Origin of the sequence: Lysinibacillus sp. GJ-1, assembly GCF_021166035.1 — a bacterium.
Lineage (GTDB): Bacteria > Bacillota > Bacilli > Bacillales_A > Planococcaceae > Lysinibacillus > Lysinibacillus sphaericus.
In genome coordinates, this window is the sequence record NZ_CP088912.1 from 1,114,369 (window position 1) to 1,133,000 (window position 18,632).

General features: G+C 37.9%; 16 protein-coding genes and 1 pseudogene. All 17 read left to right on the plus strand.

Features of this window, described 5'->3' with window-relative positions; all coding sequences use genetic code 11:
- Nucleotides 1-351 precede the first annotated feature (351 nt).
- The 17 genes and pseudogenes from LO754_RS05140 (at nt 352) to LO754_RS05220 (ending at nt 18,626) form a co-directional block, all read left to right on the plus strand.
- On the plus strand, nt 352-1,893 hold the full coding sequence (locus tag LO754_RS05140; RefSeq protein WP_231785711.1) for an ABC transporter ATP-binding protein: 1,542 nt from the start codon (nt 352-354) through the stop codon (nt 1,891-1,893).
- Nucleotides 1,893-2,936 carry an ABC transporter permease gene (locus LO754_RS05145; protein WP_231785712.1) on the plus strand — a complete coding sequence of 348 codons (1,044 nt, stop codon included), beginning with the start codon at nt 1,893-1,895 and terminating at the stop codon, nt 2,934-2,936. Before LO754_RS05140 ends, LO754_RS05145 begins: the two co-directional genes overlap by 1 nt.
- A 1-nt stretch (nt 2,937) precedes the next feature.
- On the plus strand, nt 2,938-3,897 hold the full coding sequence (locus LO754_RS05150; protein WP_024361970.1) for an ABC transporter permease: 960 nt from the start codon (nt 2,938-2,940) through the stop codon (nt 3,895-3,897).
- 221 nt (nt 3,898-4,118) lie between these two features.
- A complete protein-coding gene (gene yfmF, locus LO754_RS05155; protein ID WP_231785713.1) occupies nt 4,119-5,390 on the plus strand; it encodes an EF-P 5-aminopentanol modification-associated protein YfmF in 1,272 nt (423 codons plus the stop codon).
- On the plus strand, nt 5,387-6,685 hold the full coding sequence (gene yfmH, locus LO754_RS05160) for an EF-P 5-aminopentanol modification-associated protein YfmH (protein ID WP_024361968.1): 1,299 nt from the start codon (nt 5,387-5,389) through the stop codon (nt 6,683-6,685). The genes yfmF and yfmH overlap by 4 nt, the downstream gene beginning before the upstream one ends.
- Nucleotides 6,685-7,413 carry an elongation factor P 5-aminopentanone reductase gene (gene ymfI / locus LO754_RS05165; RefSeq protein WP_025218820.1) on the plus strand — a complete coding sequence of 243 codons (729 nt, stop codon included), beginning with the start codon at nt 6,685-6,687 and terminating at the stop codon, nt 7,411-7,413. The genes yfmH and ymfI overlap by 1 nt, the downstream gene beginning before the upstream one ends.
- Before the next feature lie 48 nt (nt 7,414-7,461).
- Nucleotides 7,462-7,719: a DUF3243 domain-containing protein gene (locus LO754_RS05170; protein ID WP_024361966.1), complete on the plus strand. Its 258-nt coding sequence runs from the start codon at nt 7,462-7,464 to the stop codon at nt 7,717-7,719.
- A gap of 227 nt (nt 7,720-7,946) precedes the next feature.
- A complete protein-coding gene (locus LO754_RS05175; RefSeq protein ID WP_024361965.1) occupies nt 7,947-8,735 on the plus strand; it encodes a DUF3388 domain-containing protein in 789 nt (262 codons plus the stop codon).
- Between the two features lie 16 nt (nt 8,736-8,751).
- Nucleotides 8,752-9,663 (plus strand): helix-turn-helix domain-containing protein, encoded by a 912-nt coding sequence (locus tag LO754_RS05180; RefSeq protein WP_174412969.1) that lies wholly within the window; start codon nt 8,752-8,754, stop codon nt 9,661-9,663.
- A 47-nt stretch (nt 9,664-9,710) separates the two neighbouring features.
- Nucleotides 9,711-10,289 (plus strand): CDP-diacylglycerol--glycerol-3-phosphate 3-phosphatidyltransferase, encoded by a 579-nt coding sequence (gene pgsA / locus LO754_RS05185; RefSeq protein ID WP_024361963.1) that lies wholly within the window; start codon nt 9,711-9,713, stop codon nt 10,287-10,289.
- A 17-nt stretch (nt 10,290-10,306) separates the two neighbouring features.
- Nucleotides 10,307-11,565 (plus strand): annotated as a pseudogene (locus tag LO754_RS05190) (competence/damage-inducible protein A).
- A gap of 243 nt (nt 11,566-11,808) precedes the next feature.
- Nucleotides 11,809-12,873, plus strand: a complete 1,065-nt coding sequence (gene recA, locus LO754_RS05195) for a recombinase RecA (RefSeq protein ID WP_231785714.1) — start codon at nt 11,809-11,811, stop codon at nt 12,871-12,873.
- 454 nt (nt 12,874-13,327) lie between these two features.
- Nucleotides 13,328-14,887 carry a ribonuclease Y gene (gene rny / locus LO754_RS05200; RefSeq protein WP_231785715.1) on the plus strand — a complete coding sequence of 520 codons (1,560 nt, stop codon included), beginning with the start codon at nt 13,328-13,330 and terminating at the stop codon, nt 14,885-14,887.
- A gap of 325 nt (nt 14,888-15,212) precedes the next feature.
- The gene (locus LO754_RS05205; RefSeq protein ID WP_231785716.1) at nt 15,213-15,911 is read left to right on the plus strand and encodes a Wzz/FepE/Etk N-terminal domain-containing protein; all 699 of its coding nucleotides are present in this window, start codon (nt 15,213-15,215) and stop codon (nt 15,909-15,911) included.
- 31 nt (nt 15,912-15,942) lie between these two features.
- Nucleotides 15,943-16,647, plus strand: a complete 705-nt coding sequence (locus LO754_RS05210) for a CpsD/CapB family tyrosine-protein kinase (protein WP_108029533.1) — start codon at nt 15,943-15,945, stop codon at nt 16,645-16,647.
- Between the two features lie 31 nt (nt 16,648-16,678).
- Nucleotides 16,679-17,443, plus strand: a complete 765-nt coding sequence (locus LO754_RS05215; RefSeq protein WP_231785717.1) for a tyrosine-protein phosphatase — start codon at nt 16,679-16,681, stop codon at nt 17,441-17,443.
- A 64-nt stretch (nt 17,444-17,507) separates the two neighbouring features.
- The gene (locus LO754_RS05220; RefSeq protein WP_024361957.1) at nt 17,508-18,626 is read left to right on the plus strand and encodes a glycosyltransferase family 4 protein; all 1,119 of its coding nucleotides are present in this window, start codon (nt 17,508-17,510) and stop codon (nt 18,624-18,626) included.
- Nucleotides 18,627-18,632 lie beyond the last annotated feature (6 nt).

An 18,632-nucleotide genomic window follows, 5' to 3' on the forward strand; every position in this document is an offset into this window, starting at 1 on the left:
TCTCTTAATCATCATAAGGGCTTTACAACTGCCCTTATGATGATTTTTCAATCTATCGTTATATTTCGACTATTTGTAATACTCTGTTTGGATACATTTTATTTTTATATATTTTTTCCATATATAAATAGAATTATTATATTAGATTATCGTAAGTTTAAGATATGATGGTAACAAGTTAATAGAAGAAAGGTTTCTAACGATGACCTTTCCTGTATTAATTTATTTTTCAATTACAAAATGCCTTATCTTTAGGTGAGGGTTGTGCTGTATTGCAATAGAGGCAGGAAGAAATACACTAGTGAATAAAAATTATTTTAGAGAAAATTGCCTAATAAGGGAGTGACAATATTGGAATACGTGATTGAGATGCTTGGAATCCGCAAAGAGTTTGGTGGATTCGTAGCAAATAATAACATCACCCTCCAACTAAAAAAAGGCGAGATTCATGCACTGCTAGGAGAAAATGGTGCAGGTAAATCGACTTTAATGAACGTCCTTTTCGGTCTGTATCAGCCAGAGGGTGGAGAAATTCGTGTTCGTGGGAAAGCTGTTAAAATTACAAACCCGAATGTTGCCAATGATTTGGGAATTGGCATGGTGCATCAACACTTTATGTTGGTGGAAAACTTTACAGTAACAGAAAACATTATTTTAGGTTCAGAACCTACAAGAATGGGTGTAGTCCATATTAAAGATGCAGCGAAAAAGGTGCAAGCGCTTTCTGAGAAGTATGGGCTCGATGTAGATCCAAATGCAAAAATCGAAGACATCACTGTAGGAATGCAGCAACGTGTTGAGATTTTAAAAACGCTATATCGTGGCGCAGAAATTTTAATTTTTGATGAACCGACTGCTTCTTTAACGCCACAAGAAATTACAGAGCTTATTCAAATTATGCGCCGATTAATCGCTGAAGGTAAATCGATTATTTTAATTACACATAAGCTGAAAGAAATTATGGATGTATCTGATCGAGTGACAATTATTCGTGAAGGGATTGGTACAGTTGTAACGGCTGAAACAAACCCTGACCAATTAGCAGAATTAATGGTTGGTCGTCAGGTTGAGTTTAAAACAGAAAAAATAGATGCTAATCCAACCGAGGAAGTACTAACGATTGAGAAGTTAGTCGTAACAGACTACCGTAATATCGATAAAGTAAAAGGTCTTAACCTTAATGTTCGCAAAGGTGAAATTGTCGGGATTGCTGGTATTGATGGTAATGGTCAATCAGAGTTAATCGAGGCAATTACGGGTTTACGTAAAGTGAAAAGCGGTACGGTAAAGCTTAACGGCAAAGATGTAACGAACATGAAACCACGTAAAATTACAGAACAAGGTGTAGGGCATATTCCACAAGACCGTCATAAGCATGGACTAGTGTTAGATTTCCCAATCGGTCACAATATTGCACTCCAAACATATTATCAACCACCGATTGCTAAAGGCTTTGTAATGGATTATAAAAAGGTATCGGAAAAAGCGAAACAAGTTATTCAAGAATATGATGTGCGTACAGGGAATGGCGAGATGACGCCTGCACGAGCTCTTTCGGGTGGTAACCAGCAAAAAGCGATTATTGGTCGTGAAATTGACCGAGATCCGGATCTACTGATTGCAGCACTTCCGACACGTGGGCTAGACGTAGGGGCAATTGAATTTATTCACTCTAGACTAATCGAGCAGCGTGATAAAGGGAAAGCCGTATTATTAATTTCATTTGAATTAGATGAAGTAATGAATGTTTCAGACCGAATCGCTGTTATTTATGACGGTCAAATTGTGGATGAGTTAAATCCAAAAGAAACAACAGAGCAAGAGCTTGGTCTATTAATGGCGGGACAAAGTAAAAAAAATAGCACAAATATAGCGAAGGAGGGGAACGACTAATGTCAAATCGTGTCATTAATATACTCGTTCCTATCATCTCAATCATTATCGGTTTAATTGTTGGTGCTATCGTAATGGTAGTCAGCGGCTATGACCCAATCCAAGGGTATAGTGCTCTTTGGACAGGTATTTTTGGAGATTCATATTCAATCGGGAACACAATTCGTCAAATAACACCGTATATTTTAGCAGGTCTAGCGGTAGCATTTGCTTTCCGTACTGGCTTATTCAACATCGGGGTTGAAGGTCAGTTAATTTTAGGTTGGCTTGCAGCAGCATGGGTTGGCTATGCTTTTGAACTACCAAAAATTATTCACTTGCCATTGGCATTACTTGCTGCAGCAGCAGGTGCATTTAATTTCTTTATTGCAGGTTTCTTAAAAGCGAAATTTAAAGTTCATGAAGTAATTGCGACAATTATGTTAAACTACACAGCGCTTTATATTGCGAACGCTGTTATAAAAAAATTGTCAGATGGTAGCTTTAAAACAGAACGTGTTCTTGAATCGGCTTCATTACGTTCTCCGTTTTTAAGAGAGCTAACAGACAACTCAAGTCTTCACTATGGGATTCTGATTGCACTTCTGATGGTAATGGTAATGTGGTTTATTTTAGAAAAAACAACGCGTGGTTATGAGTTAAAAGCAGTTGGTTTTAACCAACATGCGGCTGAATATGCTGGTATGAGTGTCAATAAAAACGTTATATTAGCTATGACGATTTCAGGTATGTTTGCTGGTCTTGGTGGTGCCATGGAGGCACTTGGTACTTTCCAAAATGCATCCATTAAAGCTGGCTTCACAGGGATTGGTTTTGATGGTATCGCTGTTGCCTTACTTGGGGCAAATACACCTCTTGGCGTAGTATTCGGGGCTTCTTTATTTGGCTCGTTAAAATATGGTGCGCTTAATATGCCGAATGCTGCAGGTATTCCAGAGGAAATCGTATCAATTATTATCGCCTTGATTATTTTCTTTGTAGCTTCAGGCTACGTTATTCGAGTAGGATTACAAAAGTTAAGTAAGAAAAAGGAGGGACAATAACATGAGCTTTTTAGAAATGTTATATTTCATCATCCCTTCTGCAATCCTTTATGCGACACCATTAATTTTCACTGCAATCGGTGGTGTATTCTCTGAACGTTCAGGTGTTGTTAACATCGGGCTAGAAGGTTTAATGATTGTCGGCGCATTTGTTGGTATTTTTGTCAATTTAGAGTATGCATCACAATTAGGTTCCGCAACAGTATGGGTGGCAATGCTTGCAGCAGTGGTTATCGGAGGAATTTTCTCCTTGCTACATGCCGTCGCAGCGATTTCATTCCGTGCCGATCAAACGGTTTCAGGGGTAGCTATTAACTTACTTGGTTTAGCGGTTACAGTATTCTTAGTGAAAATGATTTATGATAAAGGTCAGACAGATATGATTGAACAACCAATTCGTCGTTTTGCTGTTCCTTACTTAGAGGATATTCCGTTCTTTGGACCATTATTATTCCATAACGTATATAGCACTTCGATTTTAGCCTTTGCTGTGGCAATAGGTGCTTGGTTTATCATTTATAAAACACCGTTTGGTTTACGTTTACGTGCAGTAGGAGAACACCCAATGGCAGCTGATACAATGGGTGTAAAAGTTAATAAAATGCGCTATATTGCTGTTGTTATTTCAGGTGCACTTGGTGGTCTGGGTGGTGCGGTTTATGCACAAACAATTACAGGGAATTTCTCACATGCAACGATTGCTGGGCAAGGGTTCATGGCACTTGCGGCGATGATTTTTGGTAAATGGCATCCAATCGGAGCGCTTGGGGCAGCGTTATTCTTTGGTTTAGCCCAAACATTAAGTATTGCAGGGAATCAAATTCCGTATGTGCAAGATATTCCAGCAGTATATCTACAAATTTTACCTTATGTATTAACGATTTTTGCGTTAGCCGGATTTATTGGGAAAGCAAATGCACCAAAAGCAAGTGGTCAACCTTACATTAAAGGCAAACGATAAGTATCAGGCAACAGGTTTTATTCGTTGAATGACTGGACGAGGTTGGAAAGAAATGAAGCGAATAAAAAGACTGGGCAAACCATGCCCAGTCTTTTGCCTTATGCAGTAAATTATTTTACCTTTCCACATACATACTTTGGATTCTTTTTGCAATTATAGACAATAGACATGTATAGTATTTGTAGTACATTGTTATATTAAGAAAGATAGGAGGGTTTCATATGTTTAAAACAATACCTTTTGCAAAAGGTGTCAATTTGCATATCCGACAAACGACCCAATTTAAAACAGTAAATTTCTCGATAAAATGGAGAAGAGCATTAACAGCCAAAAGTGCGTCTGAACGTACGGTGTTAACCAATGTATTGCAACATAGCAATGCAAAATATACAACAACTGCTGCTTTTCGTAGTTTTTTAGATGACCTATACGGAACAGTGTTGTATTTTGATACATCAAAGCGTGGTAACGAGCATACGGTATTGATGAATGTTGAAACCGTAAACGATCAATATTTGGCGAATACAAGTGTATTAAACGATGTGCTAGGCATCATGCATACAGCAATTTTTGAGCCGAATTTAGAAAACGGTATATTTAAGGAATCCATTGTAGAACGCGAAAAGAAAATGGTCATTCAACGTATTGAATCTATTTTTGATGATAAGTCTCGCTTTGCACAGATGCGTCTTCAAGAAATTTTACGTCCAAATGAGCCTGCCTCTATTTCAGCAAATGGGACAGTGGAAGACATCCAAAGTATTACTCCAGCATCTTTAGTGGCAGCGTACGAATCAATGCTAACTACTGACAAAATCGATATTTATGTTGCAGGCGATATCAATGAAGATGAGCTTGTTGCAAAACTTAAAAAGGCACTGCCTTTTAAAGATCGTGTACCAGAAGAAATTCCAACTGTTGTGCCTCAGAAACACCCACAAAATGATTATGTACGCGAACAACAGGAAATGAAGCAAGGGAAACTGCATATTGGCTTTAGTACACCAGTGCGATTTGGTGATGCAGATTTTGCTAAAATGCAAATCTTTAATGGTGTTTTCGGTGGTTATCCACATGCCAAATTATTTATGAATGTTCGTGAAAAAGAAAGTTTGACCTACTATGCTTCTAGCTCATATGCATCACATTATGGCTTATTATTTGTGGTGTCTGGCATTGAGGCGAAAAATGAAGAAAAAGCACTAAATTTGATTAAAGAACAACTTGTGGCAATACAAGCAGGGAATATTACCGATTTAGAATTAGACCAAACGAAAGCGATGCTGACAAATCAGTTAAAGGAATCGCTTGATTCTGCGCGTGGTCAAATTGAAATTTTTGACCAATACAAAGATTTACCAGAGGAATTTTCTGTCGAAGCTTGGGCAACGAAGTGGCAAGCTGTGACAAAAGAAGATGTTGTCGACATGGCGAAACAAGTGAAGTTAGAAGCGGTCTATTTCTTAAGTGGAAAGGAGCAAACCGCACAATGAAAACAATTGAATTCAAACAATTAGATGAAACACTATACTATGAAAAACTAGAGAATGGCTTGGATGTCTATATTTTACCAAAAAAAGGATTCTCAAAAACGTTTGTAACGTTCACAACGAAGTACGGTTCTGTTGACCGCACATTTGTACCGCTTGGAGAATCGCAAAGCATTACAGTACCGGATGGTATTGCCCACTTTTTAGAGCATAAGATGTTTGAAAAAGAAGATGGCGATGTGTTCCAAAAATTTAGCGAATATGGTGCTTCAGCCAATGCTTTTACTTCTTTCACACGGACTGCGTATTTATTTTCATCAACAGATAATATTTATAAAAGCACTGAAACTTTATTGAATTTTGTTCAAGAGCCATACTTTACAGAGGCTACGGTTAATAAAGAAAAAGGGATCATTGGTCAGGAAATTACAATGTATGATGACCAACCAGATTGGCGCCTATACTTTGGCACAATTGAAAATATGTATCATACTCACCCAGTGAAAATTGATATTGCGGGGACAATTGAATCAATTGACGGCATTACAGCTGACCATCTATATACGTGTTACAATACGTTTTATCATCCATCTAATATGCTATTATTTGCTATTGGTGCCGTGGAGCCTGAAGAAATGATGGCATTTATACGTGAAAATCAAGGCAAAAAAGAGTTCCCAGAGCCTACACCAATTCAGCGTTTCTTTGAGGAAGAGCCAACGGATGTTGCTGTAAAAGAACGCACATTGCACATGGATGTGCAAAAACCAAAGGTCTACATGGGCTTAAAAGCGAAAGACACGAATTTGTCTGGCCGAGAAATGTTAAAACATGAGCTATCCGTACAAATTGCATTAGAGCTTATTTTTGGGCGAACTTCAAGCTTTTATGAACGCGTTTATGATGAAGGCTTGATTGATGAATCCTATGCGTTTGACTTTACGTTAGAAAAAGGTTTTGGCTTTGCGTTGATTGGCTCTGATTCTACAGAACCTGATGCATTAGCAAAAGCCATTAAAGCTGAATTAGAAAAATACGAAAAAGGTGCGCAATTTGCCAGTGCAGATTTAGAACGCATCAAGCGTAAAAAAATCGGCTTTTTCTTACGTGCATTAAATTCAATCGAATTTATCGCGAATCAATTTACACGTTATTCTTTTAATGATATGAATTTATTCGACGTTGTCCCTGTCTTAGAAGAATTAACAATTGAAGATTTAACTAAAGCGTTTGCTTCTATCCAAGGTGAATCTCAACAAACTGTATTCAAAGTGTTACCAACAGAAAAGGGCGCATAATGAAAAAATTTGCCCTAATAGTAGGTGCATCGGGTGAGATCGGTCGTGCTATTTGTCGAAGTTTGGCACAAGACGGCTGGTCTCTCTACGTGCATTATGCCCATAACAAGCAAATGGCACAAGTTTTATGTGATACGCTCGCAGGCGATTTTCCAGCGCAGGAATTTATGCTTGTACAAGGAGATTTTACAAATATACAAGCAGCGCAAAAATTGGCTTCACAAGTATTTAGTGTCCAAGCAATTGTTTTTGCGAACGGGCAAGCACATTATGCCTTGTTGGAGGATACAACAGCGGAGGAAATGGATGCATTATGGCGTGTTCATGTGCAAAACCCGATGCAATTAACAGCTTTATTATCTTCAAAACTACGTACTCATGATGTCAGTTATGTGCTTTTTATCGGTTCTATTTGGGGCGAAGCAGGATCTGCTGGAGAAGCACTTTACGCAACGGTAAAAGGTGCACAGCATGCTTTTGTGAAATCCTATGCCAAAGAGGCTGCATTATCTGGTATTCGTGTTAATGCAATTGCCCCAGGCTTTATCAATACTTCGATGAATAATCATTTAAGTAATGAAGAACTACAGTACATTTTAGAAGATATTCCATTAGGTTCAGTCGGTCATACAACAGATGTAGCTGAAATGGTTCGTTTTTATCTGTCAGGAAAAGCAAATTATGTGACAGGACAAATAATTCGATTAAATGGTGGTTGGTACATATAATATCTCTTCTTTTTGCACATACTACATGTGTAAAGGAGGAGGAAACATATGACCATTTTAGAAAACTGGCAAAAATGGACATCTTTTTTAGGACAAAATGTTATGCAGGCTGAATCAAGCGGTATGCCAAAGAAAATGATTCAACAAGCTGCTGTACAAATTGGCGAATATTTGGCGACAAATATCGACCCTAAAAATGAACAAGAACGAGTGCTGTCGGATTTATGGGGCGTTGCCTCTGATGATGAAAAGCAAGCGTTGGCGAATTGTGTCGTAAAACTTGTGCAAAATAAACATGTACAGTAAAAAAAGAGGAGAGCTACTCTCCTCTTTTTTCTATATTAAAAATCGATATTTGCGTGGAAAAGGGAACGTATGTAAGTCTATTTCCGGTGGGACAATAAATTTTAGTAAGAATTTAAAAATAACGCTATAATTCCATGTATTCTAACTTTCCATTACATAAAAAATCAGCTATGATGGAACTTATAAAAGATTTTTTACGTTAACTAATAGGAAGGGAACGAGTGTGTTTGAGCGATTGGTACTTTGAATATGAAATTCAGGTGAATCGCCCTGGATTATTAGGAGATATTGCTTCACTTTTAGGGATGCTTCGTGTCAATATTATATCAATAAATGGTGTCGATGAAGACCGGCGTGGTATGCTAGTGCATACAGACAATGATGAAGCAATTGAGCGTTTTCGTACAATTGTTTCGACAATGGAACATATCCACGTTACTAAATTTCGACAACCAAAACTCCGTGATCGTTTAGCTATTAGGCATGGTCATTATATTCCTCGAGATGCAGATGAAAAAAATACTTTTCGCTTCGTCCGAGATGAACTAGGTATTTTAGTGGATTTTATGGCAGAACTCTTTAAAAAGGAAGGTCATAAACTCATTGGGATACGTGGGATGCCTCGGGTTGGTAAAACGGAATCTATTGTTGCGGCAAGTGTTTGTGCCAATAAAAAGTGGATTTTTTTATCATCTACAATGATTAAACAAACTATTCGTAATAAGCTTGCAGGCGATGAATTCAGTGACAATAATATTTTTATACTGGACGGCATTGTAACACGTCGTTCCGCTGATGAGCGACATTTGCAATTAGTGCGTGAAATGATGAATATGCCTTCGATTAAAGTTGTAGAGCATCCAGATATGTTTGTTCAGCATTCTGAATATAAGATTGAGGATTTTGATTATATCATTGAACTACGGCATCACCCAGATGAAGAAATTACTTATGAAATAATGGAAAAAAATCATATGATGTCCGAATCCGATTCATTTGGAGGATTTAATTTTTAATTTGATATTAAAGTAGGTGTTATTAGTGGCGGAATTAGGGACTCGACTGAAAGAGGCGAGACTGTCTAAAGGCTACAGCTTAGACGATTTACAAGAAATAACGAAAATTCAAAAACGTTATTTAGTAGGTATTGAAGAAGGCAATTATTCAATTATGCCAGGTTCGTTTTATGTACGAGCTTTTATTAAACAATATGCAGAGGCTGTTGGGTTAAATCCAGAGGAAATTTTAGAGACATTTAAAAGCGAATTGCCAGGGACACCGAACGACCAAGTTAGCCAATCATTGACTCAAACTTCAACTAGAAGAAAGGTTTCAAAAACCTCTTCGAATAAAATGATGGAGGCTATGCCGAAAGTCATTGTCGCTTTATTTATTATTGTTATTATCGTTGCAATTTGGGTTCTATTTCAAAATAGAAGCAACTCAGGAACGGGTGAAAGTAATGATACACCACCAGTAATGGAGTACGATAAAAAACCAAAACCAATAGATAATGAAAAAGATAAAGAGGAAGAAGATAAAAAAGCTCAAGCTAATACAGAAAAAGAGCAGACAGAAGATGTAACACCAGATGATAGTAAAACCGAAGAGGTTAAGCAAACGATTTCAGCAGGTACAATCGAAGCAGATGGCGCTACAACATCTTACACTTTAACGGGTACTGATACATTTAAAATACGGATTGAAGTATCAGGACCTACATTTATTGGTATTCGTAACCAACAGCAGCAAGAATTACTGACTGATACGCGTGTGTATAAAGCGGGGGAAATTGTAGAGTTTGATGCAACAGCACAAAGCTATGCACGTATTCGTTTAGGTAATTCTACGCAAGCTAAGGTCTATATTAATGACGAGCTTTTAACGTATGCACAGCAAATCGTAACGCAAAATATTGTCGTCAATTTCAATAAAGAACAGTAGTCATCCTATGATGACTACTTTCTTTCATCATGAAAGGTGTTAGTAAAATGAACATTCCAAATAAAATTACCATTTCACGTATCTTACTTATTCCGTTTTTTGTCATTGTTATGATGTTTGATTTCGGCTGGGGAACAATGACCTTATTTAGTGCAGAGATGCCAGTCCATCATTTTGTGGGAGCTCTTATTTTTATTATTGCATCGACTACGGATTGGGTAGATGGTTACTATGCGAGAAAGTATAATCTTGTAACAACGTTTGGTAAATTTTTAGACCCATTAGCAGATAAGTTACTTGTTTCTGCAGCGTTTATTCTAATGGTAGAGCTTGGTATGGCACCAGCTTGGATTATTATTGTTATTATTAGCCGCGAATTTGCTGTAACTGGCTTACGTTTAATTCTTGCAGGCGGTGGAGAAGTGGTAGCAGCCAATCAGCTTGGCAAGATCAAAACATGGGCACAAATTGTTGCGATTGCAGCAGCCCTTTTACACAATACAATATTTGTGTATTTCGGTATCCCATTTGATAAAATAATGCTATATATTGCATTATTCTTTACACTATGGTCTGGATGGGATTATTTCTATCTAAATCGACGTGTGTTACTTGAGTCTAAATAAGAAAGGTCTTGTGGATTATGAATGCTGAAATCCTTGCAGTTGGCTCAGAGTTATTACTTGGACAGATTACAAATACAAATGCAAAATTTATTTCAAATCAGCTATCTGAGTTAGGAATTAATGTGTTTTATCATACCGTTGTTGGTGACAATTCAAAACGGTTAGAAGAAGCAATTAGCATTGCGGAATCGCGCGCTAATCTCATTATTTTTTCAGGAGGCTTAGGTCCAACAAAGGATGATTTGACGAAGGAGACGATTGCTCGCCATCTTGGAGTAGACCTTGTATTCGATCAAGTTGCATTGACATATATTGAGGAGTTTTTTGCTAAACTAGGCCGTTCAATGACGGACAATAATCGCAAGCAGGCGCTAATATTAGCAGGTAGTGAGGTGCTTGCTAATCATCATGGTATGGCACCAGGAATGATTTTAACAAAAGATAATTGCACTTATATTTTACTTCCTGGCCCTCCAAAAGAATTAGAGCCGATGTTCCAATTTGAAGCGAAGCCAAAGCTTGGTAAAATGCTTAATGATGGCGGAGTAATTGTGTCTCACGTAATGCGTTTTTATGGTATTGGGGAAGCAGAGTTAGAAGTACATGTACAGGATATTTTAGATACACAAACCAATCCAACGGTTGCCCCGCTAGCAGCTGATGGAGAGGTCACTTTACGCGTAACAGCGAATACCAATCAGAGGACGACGCGCACCAGTTGATTGCTGCAAAAGTGGCAGAAATTCGTGCTATTGTTGGCGACTATCAATATGGCATAAATGATGACTCACTCGCCTCAAAAACGGTGGAAATGTTGCAGGACAATAATTTAACGATTGCTGCGGCAGAAAGTTTAACAGCTGGTTTATTTCAATCAGAGCTGGCTGAAATACCAGGTGTAGGCAATGTGCTTATTGGAGGACTAGTGACCTATACCGAAGATGCGAAGGTAAAGCAGCTTGGCATTTCTCAACAATTACTAGATACGCACGGTATTGTGAGCAGTGAATGTGCTGCGGCAATGGCTAGTGCAGTACGTCAAAAATTTGGTACAAGTATCGGTATCGGACTAACAGGTGCGGCTGGTCCTACAGCACATGACCATCAGCCAGTAGGAACGGTATGGATTGGTATTGCCATAGATGACGAAGAGCCAATTACGTATTTACTTCACTTATCGGGTATGCGCAATACAAACCGATTGCGTGCCGTGAAGTTTACTTGTCACTATTTAATGCAGCAATTGGAAGCACGAGGTTACAAGAAACGTATTTAGCTTGCTTCACAAGTCTATCACTTCTAAAAGTGTAAGATGCATGTACAGGTTATGAAGCTATTACACTAAAAATAGCATTGATTATGATAGTTCAAAATGGGAATTTGGGTAGGAAAAACTTATCCAAATTTTTATTTTGCACAAAAATCGAATAAATGTTCGCTTTTTTCTTGCGTGTTCTCTCAAAAACAAGTATAGTAGAGATAGATAAAAACAGTGAACAGTTTCAAAGGAGGAAAAACAATGAGTGATCGTAAAGCAGCCTTAGAACAGGCGTTAAAACAAATTGAAAAGAATTTCGGTAAAGGCTCTATCATGAAGCTAGGCGAAAAAACAGATTTAGAAATTGCTACATCTTCAAGTGGTTCGCTAGCGCTTGATGCAGCATTAGGTGTTGGTGGCTATCCACGTGGACGTATTATTGAAGTATATGGTCCAGAATCATCAGGTAAAACGACCGTTGCGCTTCATGCGATTGCAGAAGTACAAGCTAAGGGCGGACAAGCAGCATTTATCGATGCTGAACATGCATTAGATCCAATTTACGCTCAAAAATTAGGCGTAAATATTGATGAACTATTACTATCACAACCAGATACAGGTGAGCAAGCGCTTGAAATTGCAGAAGCATTAGTGCGTAGTGGGGCGATTGATATTATCGTTATTGACTCTGTTGCAGCACTTGTACCAAAAGCTGAAATCGAAGGCGATATGGGTGACTCGCACGTTGGTTTACAAGCTCGTTTAATGTCTCAAGCATTACGTAAGCTTTCAGGTGCGATTAATAAGTCTAAAACAATCGCTATTTTCATTAACCAAATTCGTGAAAAAATTGGTGTTATGTTCGGAAATCCAGAAACAACTCCTGGTGGTCGTGCGCTAAAATTCTATAGCTCAGTTCGTTTAGAAGTACGTCGTGCTGAAGCAATCAAACAAGGTAATGACATTATGGGTAACCGTACGAAAATTAAAATTGTCAAAAATAAAGTAGCGCCACCATTCCGTACAGCTGAAGTTGATATTATGTATGGTGAAGGGATTTCTAAAGAAGGCGAAACGGTGGATTTAGGTGTAGAATTAGACATCGTTCAAAAAAGTGGATCTTGGTATGCATATGGTGATGAGCGTATAGGCCAAGGACGTGAAAACGCAAAACAATATTTAAAAGAAAACCCTGCTATTTTAGAAGAAATTGCAAATAAAATTCGTTCTTCTTATGGCATAGCTGCATCATCTTATACCATTGCTGCACATGATGATGAGGAAATGGATGAAGAGTTAATGCTTCTTCTTGAAGATGACAAATAATAATATATCGTTCTCACTCTAATGGAGTGAGGACGATTTTTTTGTTTTCATTGTAGTTTCATAGGCATGAATTGCGCTTGATCGTCTGCTAAAGTATAGCCAGTAAGAAAGAAGTCTTCGTTTTGTCAAAGAAAGTGAAAATAATTGTATTAAGATGTACGTAATTGTGGTAATAATTGTATTGACACCTTTGTCCCAAATAAATTCATTTTTAAGGAGCATAGGTATTTTATCTAGCACAAAAGATACAGTAAATTTATAGTCCTTATGGATATGACTTACTTTTTTTCTTTCAGATAGGCGAACAGATGCCCGTCTATCCTTGACAGAGCTTGGGGCTAGCTATACAATTAAATATGTATAATTTCTGAATTATGACTTTAAAATAGGCAGTACAATTTTTGTATGCGCCGACTGAAACTGTATTACCCAAATAGCAAGAGGAGGTGTTCATATGGATGGAATTACTATCATCTCCGCTTTGCTTGGACTCATCGTTGGTGCCGCTGTTAGCTATATCTACATGAAAAAAGTGAATGACTCAAAAATCACTGGTGCTAAACATGTCGCTGAAACAATCGTTGAAGAAGGAAAACGAGAAGCGGAGGCATTAAAGAAAGAAGCACTACTTGAAGCCAAAGATGAAACTCACAAATTTCGCACTGAAGCCGAAAATGACATTCGTGACCGTCGTTTAGAACTTCAAAAACAAGAGAACCGTTTATTGCAAAGAGAAGAGAATCTTGATCGCAAGGATGATGCTCTAAATAAGAGAGAAGCCGGCTTAGAGCGTAAAGAACAAGCTCTAGCTGAAAGACAACAGCATATTGAACAGATGGAAAGCAAAGTGGACGAGCTCGTTGCAGCGCAAAAAACAGAGCTAGAGCGCATTTCTGCATTAACAAGAGATGAAGCTAAGACTATTATCTTAAGTGAAGTAGAAAAAGAGCTAGCAACTGATATTGCAGTGATGACGAAGGAATCTGAAACGCGTGTGAAAGAGGAATCTGATAAAAAGGCGCGTGAAATTTTATCATTGGCACTACAACGCTTTGCTGCAGATCACGTAGCAGAAACAACTGTTTCTGTTGTGAACTTGCCAAATGATGAAATGAAGTGCCGTATTATTGGTAGAGAGGGTCGAAATATCCGTACACTCGAAACGTTAACAGGTATCGATTTAATTATCGATGATACGCCAGAAGCTGTTATTTTATCTGGTTTTGATCCAATTCGTCGTGAAACGGCTCGACTTGCACTTGAAAAGCTGGTACAGGATGGTCGTATTCACCCTGCTCGCATCGAAGAAATGGTTGAAAAATCTCGTCGCGAGGTAGATGAACAAATTCGTGAAACAGGGGAACAAACGACATTTGAAATCGGCATCCACAATCTACACCCTGACCTAATGAAGATTTTGGGCCGCATGAAATATCGTACAAGCTACGGGCAAAACGTCCTAAAACATTCGGTGGAGGTAGCATATTTAGCAGGCTTACTAGCTGCTGAACTTGGTGAAGACGTAGCGTTAGCTCGTCGTGCTGGCTTATTGCATGATATAGGGAAAGCAATCGACCACGAAGTTGAAGGAAGCCATGTTGAAATCGGCGTGGAGTTAGCAACGAAATATAAAGAACATCCTGTTGTTATTAACAGTATCGCTTCTCACCATGGTGATACAGAAGCAACATCTGTCATTGCAGTATTAGTAGCTGCAGCTGATGCATTATCTGCAGCGCGTCCTGGTGCTCGAAGTGAGACACTGGAAAACTATATTCGCAGACTAGAAAAATTAGAAGAGATTTCTGAAAGTTACGATGGTGTTGAAAAATCATATGCCATCCAAGCAGGGCGAGAAATCCGTATTATTGTTCAACCAGAAAAAATTGACGATTTAGCTTCTCATCGACTTGCGCGTGATATTCGTAAGCGCATTGAAGAAGAACTAGATTATCCAGGACATATTAAAGTAACTGTTATCCGCGAAACACGTGCAGTGGAGTACGCGAAATAATAAAATATAAGACTCCTCTTGGCTACAAGCAAGAGGGGTCTTTTTACATGAGTCATCAAGCAGTGCCTTTTTGAAAAGAGCTAACATTTAGCTCAAGTAAAAAATGCACAACAACATCTTGTATTGTTCAGTGTTCCCACAGAGGGGGACACTTTTTTTGTGTCCAATTTTATATAAGAAACACTTCGTATTAGCTCTTTTTCAAGATGAATAAAAGAAGGCAATCAATAATATAATATACTATAAAACTTTTTGTGAAAAATGCCAGAAGAACTGACAAAAATATAGAATCGCCAGTATATGTAATGTCAAGGAGTGAGGGTCGTTGCAAGAAACTATCACCTTGCAAGATGTAGTGAAAATAGTACGAAAGCAATTGCTGTATATTATGAGCTTTGCACTTTTTTTAGCATTAGTCACGGCGTTCTTTAGTTTTTTTATCATAAAGCCTACTTATGAAGCACAAACGCAGCTGTTAGTAAATCAAAAAAATATCGACCAACAATCACGTTTAGGTGTACAACAGGTGGAAACGGATTTGCGTTTAATTAATACGTATAATGTCATTATTCAAAGCCCTGCTATTTTATCGAAAGTGATTAGCCGGCTTCATTTAGATAGTACACCAGAAAAATTAAAAGAACAGATTACTGTATCGAGTGCGAGTAATTCTCAAGTTTTGAATATTGCCGTTCAAGACAAGCAAGCTGATATGGCAGTTAATATTGCCAATACAGTAGCTGGGGTATTTCAAGAGGAGATTCAAGTGTTAATGACGATAGATAATATTAATATTTTGTCAGTAGCGACATTAGATGACGAGCCTGAGCCAGTGGCGCCAAACAAAAATTTATATATTGTGGCTGCTGCGATGCTAGGGTTCATCGTAAGCGCTGGCTTTGCTGTATTACTAGAATGCTTGGATACAACCGTTAAGACAGAGCAAGATATCGAAGAAATCATTGGCTTGCCGATTATGGGTATCATTAGCAAAATAAACGATGCAACCTATAAAAATATATGATTAAATCTCATAACAGAAGGAGGGAGTAACAATGTTTCAACATAAAAGAGCAAATAAAAAAAAACTAGCCAAAATGGGCAGGAAGCTTGTGACAGTTGCGAATAGTCATTCCTTTGTCTCTGAGCAATTTCGTACCATCCGAACAAACATTACCTTTGCAATGCCCGACCAAGAAATCAAAACCATTTTAGTGACATCTGCCACACCGGGCGAAGGAAAGTCCACAAATGTGGCTAATTTAGGTGTTGTCTTTGCACAAGAAGGAAAAAAGATATTAATTGTTGATGCAGATTTACGTAAGCCAACCATGCATTATACATTTCGCTTAGCCAATATAAGGGGACTATCAAATTTACTGACTAGACAATATGAAATGGCAGAAGTGTTAAACAGTACAGAGATTCCGAATCTTTTTGTTATGACAAGCGGACCAATTCCTCCTAATCCAGCAGAACTTTTAGCTTCTAAAACGATGGATAGCGTCATTGTTCAACTGATAAAAGATTTTGACATCATTATTTTTGATGCTCCGCCATTGCTATCGGTCACGGATGCGCAAATTTTAGCTAATAAATGCCATGGCACACTATTAATTGTCAATAGTGGTGTAGTGGAAAATACAAGCGTACTAAAAGCAAAATTAAGTCTTGAGGCGTCAAAGGCGAATATTTTAGGTGTCGTTTTAAATAATTATAAAACACCACTAGGCGAATATTATGATCACTATTACCGTTAGGATATGGGTATAGATAGGGAAGTGAAATGTAATGGTCGATATGCATAGCCATATTTTAGTGAATGTTGATGATGGTCCAGAAACAGTAGAGGAGACATTCCAATTATTTGAACAAGCCATTGCAGAAGGCATTACAGCTATGATAGCTACATCACATGTTCTGCACCCGTTATATAATGTTCCTTTTCATGAAGTGAATGAACAAATTATAAAATTACAGCAGGAAATTGACAACCGACACATGTCGTTAACACTTTATCCTGGGCATGAGGTGAGACTGGCGGGGAATATTTTAGCGTTGTTAGAGAGCGGGCAGTTGCACACATTAGCCGATTCGAATTACTTATTATTAGAGCTTCCATCAGGTTACATACCGACATATACACGAACAATAATTTACAATTTATTGACAGCGGGTATTACACCAATCATTGCACATCCAGAACGCAATACAGCCATAGCAGAAGATCCAAGTTGCTTGGAGCAACTTATACGAGAGGGGGCACTCGCACAAATAACCGCAGGCAGTTTAGCTGGCCATTTTGGCAAATCCATTCAACAGCTCTCTTTGAGATTAGTTCGCTCGAACCTCGTTCATACATACGGTTCGGATGTGCATAATGTTACGACACGCCCATTGTTATTTGAAAAAGGACTTCGCTTTTTAGAAAAGCACAAACAATTAGATGCAGTGGATGATTTTTTAGCCAATAATGCACGAATCATCCATAATCAGCCTGTCATCGTATATGAACCTGACAATCAATTTACAAAAAAAGGTTGGAGATTATTTTAAATAAGCAAAAAATTAAACATGCATGACTGATAGAAGGGATTAAATAAATAAGGGGACAGTAGGGATGAGAGTTGTTTTTATGAGAAGTAATCCAATATCTCCAGATCCTAGAGTTGAAAAGGAAGTGGACAGCCTTATAAAAAATAACTGGCATGTACAAATAGTAGCTTGGGATAGAGATAGCAAATATAAGGAAAAAGTACAATTTCTAAAGCGTACACAGCCCATTAAAATCACAAGGTTTGGCATCCCTGCTACCTTTGGTGGCGGATTTAAAAAAAATTTATTTCCACTATTGCGATTTCAAATAAAACTATTTCAATGGCTACTTCAACATAAAAATACTTATGATATTATACACGCTTGTGACTTCGATACAGCATTTATCGGCACGATATGCGGGAAGTTACTCCGTAAAAAAGTTATTTATGATATGTTTGATTCCATTACTGCTCCCTTTCATGGGCCAGCAATGATAGGAAAGATTGTTGAAAAGATAGATATCGCTCTGTTGAATCGTGTGGATGCTGTTATTATTTGTACAGAAAAACGAAAAGGTCAAATAGCGAATGCATCACCCAAAAAAATAGAGGTGATTTATAATACGCCACTTCCTATGCCGTTAAATCATGACGTACAGTTGAACAAAGATAAAGTAAAAATAGTCTATGTTGGCATATTAGCCAAGGAAAGACTTATTAAAGAACTAGTTGAAATAGTAAAAGCAAATAGAAACTATGAATTGCATATTGGCGGATTTGGCGAGTATGCAGACGGATTGGCCGAACTCGCGCAAAAGTATGACAATATCCTCTATTACGGGAAGATTCCGTATGACAAAACACTCGCTTTAGAAAATAGTTGTGACATTATGACTGCCATTTATGACCCCGAAGTTTCTAATCACTATTATGCAGCACCGAATAAATTTTATGAGGCACTGATGCTCGGAAAACCTTTAATTATGGTGAAAAATACTGGAATGTCGGAAGTAGTAGCAGCACATAATCTAGGAGAGTTAATTGATTATAATCAACATAGTTTACAACAAGCTATTGAAAAGTTAATTGAGCGCAAAAAAGAATGGCCAGAGATCTCTCGTAAAATGAAACTGTTATATGAAGACCACTATAGCTGGAGCGAAATGGAAAAGCGTATCATTACATTGTATAGCCATTTATAGCACACA